The 4,325-nt window shown below is 72.5% G+C and carries 5 protein-coding genes and 1 pseudogene; 3 read left to right on the top strand and 3 right to left on the bottom strand.

Features of this window, described 5'->3' with window-relative positions; all coding sequences use genetic code 11:
- The 3 genes and pseudogenes from CCN72_RS41730 to CCN72_RS27460 all read right to left on the bottom strand — a co-directional run.
- Window positions 1-499 (bottom strand): annotated as a pseudogene (locus CCN72_RS41730) (protein kinase domain-containing protein); the annotation flags it as partial.
- Window positions 496-1,281: an FHA domain-containing protein gene (locus CCN72_RS41725; RefSeq protein WP_086810502.1), complete on the bottom strand. Its 786-nt coding sequence runs from the start codon at window positions 1,279-1,281 to the stop codon at window positions 496-498. The gene CCN72_RS41725 and the pseudogene CCN72_RS41730, both read right to left, overlap by 4 nt.
- Window positions 1,282-1,428: 147 nt before the next feature.
- A complete protein-coding gene (locus tag CCN72_RS27460; protein WP_037655984.1) occupies window positions 1,429-1,953 on the bottom strand; it encodes a membrane protein in 525 nt (174 codons plus the stop codon).
- A 289-nt stretch (window positions 1,954-2,242) separates the two neighbouring features.
- Between CCN72_RS27460 and CCN72_RS27455 the strand changes: the two genes are divergently transcribed.
- The 3 genes from CCN72_RS27455 to CCN72_RS40050 all read left to right on the top strand — a co-directional run.
- Complete coding sequence (locus tag CCN72_RS27455) at window positions 2,243-3,097, top strand: bifunctional methylenetetrahydrofolate dehydrogenase/methenyltetrahydrofolate cyclohydrolase (RefSeq protein WP_085566188.1); 855 nt, start codon at window positions 2,243-2,245, stop codon at window positions 3,095-3,097.
- Window positions 3,087-3,557: a DUF3017 domain-containing protein gene (locus CCN72_RS27450; RefSeq protein ID WP_037655987.1), complete on the top strand. Its 471-nt coding sequence runs from the start codon at window positions 3,087-3,089 to the stop codon at window positions 3,555-3,557. Before CCN72_RS27455 ends, CCN72_RS27450 begins: the two co-directional genes overlap by 11 nt.
- Window positions 3,558-3,732: 175 nt before the next feature.
- Window positions 3,733-4,325, top strand: a 593-nt coding sequence (locus CCN72_RS40050) for a helix-turn-helix domain-containing protein (protein ID WP_341868896.1), incomplete at its 3' end; no start/stop codon positions are given.

Raw genomic sequence — 4,325 nt, 5'->3', positions numbered from 1 at the left:
AACCGTCCGCCATCAGCAGCACGTTGGCCGGCTTGAGATCGCCGTGCACCCAGCCCGCCCGGTGCAACTGGCCCAGCCCTTCGGCGATCTGGGCCAGCAGCGCGGGTCCGGCGGCCGGCCGGGGCCCGGCGGCGAGCAGCGCGGACAGCGAGGCCCGCGCGCGTTCCAGTACGAGAACGGTGGCGCCGTCGAGGGCGGGGCGCCCGGGGTCGTCGACCACGAGGGTCTCGTACATCCGGATCAGCCGCGGCTGCCGCAGCCGCCGTAACAACGCGACCTCGCGCTCGATCAGTTCGCGCAGGTGGGCGAGGTGACGGGGAGTGCCGGTGCCGGTGGGCAGGAACTTCAGGGCGGCGGTGCGGGGGAGCCGGCCGTCCGGCCCGCCGACCCGCCGGGCGGCGTACACGCTCCCGAAGGCGCCGGTCGCGAGCGGTTCACGGACCTCCCAGTCGCCGACCCGGTAACCCCTGGGCACCGGGACGGCGTACGGCTCGGTCACCGGCCGGTCCGGCGCGCGGACCCGGACCCGGGCCCGGACCCGGTGCCGGTCCCCGATCCGGGGCCGGACAGCACGACCAGATCGTCCTCGCGCACCAGGTCGAAGCGGAGCGCCAGCGAGACCAGGGACTCCTTCTTGCCGTTCAGCCGCGGGCCCGGATCCACCGTGTCCGGGCCGGGTTTGAGCCGCAGCTTCACCGCGAGGTAGTCGATGTTCCACTGCACCGAGGTGCGCGAGGCGGCCGGCCAGCAGGGCGCCAGCCGGGCCACGACCTGGTCGACGGTGGGCAGCGGGGCGTGCGGATCCCCGCGCAGCCGGGGCTCGCACAGGGCGGCCAGCACGGCGAAGTAGCGCTTGGTGCGGTCGACGGAGAAGGCCGGGGCGGTGGTGTCGCCGTCGGTTCCGCAGCCGTCGCGCAGATAGTCGTGGCGCGGCGCCCACACCTCGACGGCGAGCAGGTCGCCGCCCGCGGGCAGCACGATCCGGGAGAACTCGAAGGGCACCGGCGCGTCGAGCCTGCCCGGCCCGACCTTGATGTGCTCGCCCGCGCCCTCCGGGTTCTCCACGACGTACGTCTGGTGCGCGGACAGATTGCTCAGCGTCCAGAACGCGCCCTGGGCGCCGAGCTCACCGGCCCGGCGCGAGACTCCCTCGTGCGGGATCGGCAGATCGTTCCCGGGCGCCCGCCCGAAGCGGAGGCGCTCGCCGGGGGCGAGGCGGATCTGGCCGTGCTGCTGCCGGTTCTCCGTGGTCGGCGGAGGTACGACGATGATGCTGTACAAGGTGCGTCTCCCCGTGCCTGACGGCTGCTCCCAGAGTAGGGCGACGCAGCGGGGCCGTGTCCCCCCTTAACGGGTGAGACACGGCCCCGGATGCCGAATGGCGCGAAGTGTTCCTTGCCGCGCGGGCGGCTCAGTAGCGCCGACGGCTCAGTAGCGCGGGCGGCCGAACCAGGCCTTGCCGTCGGCACCGCCGACGAAGCAGGCGATCAGGATGCCCAGCACGATGTGGAAGATGCCCACGACGACGAGGAACGGGTAGACGCCGAGCACCGCGGTCAGGATGCCGAACACCAGCGTGGTGACCCGCAGGTTGTTGCCGCCGGAGGAGAACTTCGTGGCCAGCACGATCGCCCACACCAGCCAGGCGAGCGCGAGCACCACGAAGGCCCACAGCACGCCCACCGGGTAGTCGGCGAGGCCCGGCACGGAGTTGTCGTTCTTGGCCTTGTTGATGGCCACGGCGGAGAAGACGAAGAGACCCACGCCGATGACCTGGAGGGCGACGATCACCCACAGCATCACACGGGCCGCGTTGACCTTGCCCGGCATGGTGGTCATCGGGGCGGCGCCGTACGACTGCTGGACCGGCGGCGCGGCCGGGTAGCCGTACCCGGGCTGCTGCGGCTGTCCCTGGGGAGCGCCGTAGGGGTTGTTCGGATCGCCGTAGCTCATGGTTGGTGTTCCTCCGTTGTTCGAACGAGTGCGGGGACGAGGCGCGGCACTGCACGGAGGAGAGTTTCTACAGATGCGGTCCGTCCCCCCGATGAGCTGCCCGCTGCACTGTGCTGTTCATGGTTCTTGACCGGATACTGACTTGTCCAGCCGTAATCCCCGGGTGTTGTGCAAGTGCAACATCAGTGATCACCCGGACATGTGCCCGGACCCTGGTCGGGACCCGGATTCGGACCCGGATCCGGCCCCGGATTGGAACCCTGGGGCGGTCATCCTGGAGGATGGGGGTATGACCGCCCAGATTCTCGATGGCAAGGCCACCGCAGCCGCGATCAAGTCCGATCTGACCGCCCGCGTGGCGGCGCTGAAGGAGAAGGGCATCACGCCCGGCCTCGGCACGATCCTGGTCGGGGACGACCCCGGCAGCCGCAAGTACGTCGCGGGCAAGCACCGCGACTGCGCCGAGGTGGGCCTCGCCTCGATCCAGCGGGAGCTGCCGGCCACGGCCGGGCAGGAGGAGATCGAGGCGGTCGTCCGCGAGCTGAACGAGGACCCGGCCTGCACCGGCTACATCGTCCAGCTGCCGCTGCCCAAGGGCATCGACGAGAACCGCATCCTGGAGCTGATGGACCCGGCCAAGGACGCGGACGGCCTGCACCCGATGAACCTCGGGCGCCTGGTCCTCAACGAGCCCGCCCCGCTGCCCTGCACCCCCAACGGCATCCTCACCCTGCTGCGCCGCTACGGCGTGGAGATCAAGGGCGCCGAGGTCGTGGTCGTCGGCCGGGGCGTCACCATCGGACGCCCGATGCCGCTGCTGCTCACCCGGCGCAGCGAGAACGCCACCGTGACCCAGTGCCACACCGGCACCCGCGATCTGTCCGCCCACCTCAAGCGGGCCGACATCGTGATCGCGGCGGCCGGCTCCCCGCACCTGATCCGCGCCGAGGACATCAAGCCGGGCGCGGCCGTCCTGGACGTGGGCGTCTCCCGCAACGCCGAGGGCAAGATCGTCGGCGACGTCCACCCGGATGTGACCGAGGTGGCCGGCTTCATCTCCCCCAACCCCGGCGGTGTCGGCCCGATGACCCGGGCCCAGCTGCTGGTCAACGTGGTCGAGGCGGCGGAGCGCAGTGCCGGCTGAGGACACGCGGGACGGCGAGGAGACCGTCCGCGACGCGATCAGCGCCCCCGACGCCGAGGGGCGCCCGCGGCGGGTCACCCGCCGCTTCCCGTTGTTCACACGGGACACCGCACGGCCGGAGGGCGGTGGCCGGGCCGCGTCCGGCGGCGCGCCCGCGCCCGCCCGGCAGTGGCCCCTGCTGGTGGTGCTCGGCACGGTCGCGCTCGGCCTGCTGCTGACCGCGTTCGACGCGTTCCGGGTCGGCACCCTGCTGATCGGCGCCGCGCTGCTGGCCGGCGCGGTGCTGCGCTGGATGCTGCCCGGTGTCGGCATGCTCGCGGTCCGCTCCCGCTTCACCGACATCAGCACCTACGGCGTCCTCGGCCTGGCGATCGTCCTGCTGGCCCTGATGGCCCAGCCGCATCCCCTGCTGGAGATCCCGTTCCTGAGCAACACGCTGCATTTCACGATGACCAAATAGGGCCGGTGGTACGGCGGTTCGTCCCCACCCCCGATGAGGGACGAACCGCCGCCCGACACACCCTGGCGCCTGGCCGAGGGCCTGATCAACGGCTGTCTTCGCGCTGTGGCACGGAAGTGACCGTTCCGCTGAACGGTGACCGTCCGGTACGAAAATGGGGATGAGGGGGGAGACGATGTCTCGTTGGCAGACCTTGCCGAACGAACTCGACCCGGAGATCAAGGAGTTCGTCAGCCAGCTGCGGTGGCTGGTGGACCTCGGCGGGCTCGGCGGCGCGGCCCTGGCCGACCGCACGGGCTACGGCAGGGCGTCCTGGGAGAGCTACCTCGCCGGCCGGCTGCTCGCCCCCAAGGGCGCGGCCGTCGCGCTGGCCGAGGCGGCGGGGACCAGTCCGGTGCCGATCATCACGATGTGGGAGCTGGCCGAACGGGCCTGGAGCCGGGCGGAGTTGGGGCACGAGCACGCGGCGCCGGGACGCCGTGGCGCGAGCGGCACCGAGGGCGGTGCGCCCGGCGTCCCGAGGATCCCCGCGCAGCCGACGGCCGCGGCGGCGGAGCGGCGCGCGGACGAAGAGCGCCCGGGCGCCGGGGGTACGGCGGCGGACTTGTCCGGCGACAACTCCTGGGGGCTGGCCGGGTATCAGGGGCCCTCGCGGGCGAGCGGCCGGCCGGGGGCGTGGCCGGAGCCGGTGCGGATCCCCGATGAGCCGGAGCCGCAGAGCCCCGGAAGCCTTCAGGGCCCCGAGACCCTTCAGGGCCCCGAGACCCT

It is taken from the genome of Streptomyces murinus (assembly GCF_002154555.1).
Lineage (GTDB): Bacteria > Actinomycetota > Actinomycetes > Streptomycetales > Streptomycetaceae > Streptomyces > Streptomyces murinus.
The sequence above is the reverse complement of the archived record's forward strand: the minus strand, read 5'-3'. Positions and strand labels throughout refer to the sequence as shown.

Excerpts from the sequence above, each read along its gene's own strand:
- CCN72_RS27460 (WP_037655984.1), bottom strand. The coding sequence starts at position 1,953 with ATGAGCTACGGCGATCCGAACAACCCCTACGGCGCTCCCCAGGGACAG.
- CCN72_RS27455 (WP_085566188.1), top strand. The coding sequence starts at position 2,243 with ATGACCGCCCAGATTCTCGATGGCAAGGCCACCGCAGCCGCGATCAAG.